This window comes from Mesorhizobium sp. M0938, from assembly GCF_040319125.1.
Classification (GTDB): domain Bacteria; phylum Pseudomonadota; class Alphaproteobacteria; order Rhizobiales; family Rhizobiaceae; genus Mesorhizobium; species Mesorhizobium robiniae.
In genome coordinates this window covers 1-1,277 of record NZ_JAMYNS010000052.1, presented here as the reverse complement: position 1 = coordinate 1,277, position 1,277 = coordinate 1, and the positions used below count along the sequence as shown (strand labels likewise).

General features: G+C 62.3%; 1 protein-coding gene. It reads left to right on the top strand.

Annotation, left to right across the window (positions count from 1 at the left end; genetic code table 11):
• Window positions 1-47: 47 nt before the first annotated feature.
• The coding region (locus tag NKH73_RS32505) for a glycosyltransferase family 2 protein (protein ID WP_352939600.1) at window positions 48-1,277 on the top strand (1,230 nt) is incomplete at its 3' end.

Genomic DNA, 1,277 nt, shown 5'->3' with positions numbered 1-1,277 from the left:
CCAGGCGCGGGTAAGACGGCGTGGCGCATAATCCCTTGGTTTCAATCGTGGTTCCTGCGCACAACGCGGAGGCAACGCTGGCGCGCGCACTCGATTGCCTTCTCGATCAGGAAATAGCGGATTGGGAGGCGATCGTCGTCGACGACGCCTCCACTGACCGGACCTCCACGATCATCGCCGGTTATGTGGAGCGCGATGCCCGATTTCGGACGTTAAGCTCTCGCGCGTATAGCGCCGCCGGCGCGCGCAATAGCGGGATTTCGACAGCGCGTGGCCATTGGCTCATGTTCCTGGATGCGGACGATTGGGTGGATGCCGGCTTCCTTGCGAAAATGCTGGCCGCGCTGAAAACCGCTCCCGATGCAGTGGCCGCCTATTGCGGTTCCCGGCGCGTGATGCCCGATGGCGAACTCACCCCGCCGAGCATCCCGACGGAGGTTGCGATCCAGCCCTTCGAAACATTCGCCCGCCGGTGTGCCATCCGAACTCACGCGCTGCTGGTCGATCGGGAGACGATTGTCGAGTTGGGCGGTTTCGATGTGTCGCTGCGCACCTGCGAGGACTGGGATCTATGGCAGCGCCTCGCACGTCTAGGCAAAAATTGGGTGATGGTCGACGAGCCGCTCGCTTTCTATCGGGCCAGCCCGAACTCGCTCACCCGCAATTCGATGCAGATGCTGGCCGATGCGGAAATCGTGATCGCCCGCGGCTTTTCTGCTGATCCCAGGGTCAAACACCCGGCATCGGCACACGCCAATGGAGCGATCGAAGCGAACGGCGGCACCGCCTCCGAGGCACTCGCATGGTTCGCGTTGTGGAACGCCGCGTCGGATTGCGGCAGCGGCTCACGCTCGATCGACCCGCAGTCACTTCGCGCGCTCCCGGCAGGGCGCAAATGGGCGCGTGAGATCGCCAAGGTGGCCTTCGATGGCCTAATGGTCGGTAGCCTATCGGTGCCAGCGCAATTGGCCGCCAGGTGGGACAGGTTCGGCGGTTCGCTCACCGAGTTGATCATCGAACTCGGCAAGGTCTGGGGCGATCCCGTCGCGGGTCGCCGCGTCCAGTATCAGCTTGAGCAGATGCTTCTCGACTTCGACGACCTTGCTGCGCCGCGTAGGCTGGCGCGGACACTTGGAATTCGGGTCGATGCTCGAAATCCGGATTCGATCGAACTGCCGGAAGGAATCGATCAAATTTATGCCTATCTGATGATGGATGGCCAGATCAGGGCTCTCGTGCAGTTCGGTGTACTCGGGAAAGTGACAAGGCGTCATTGG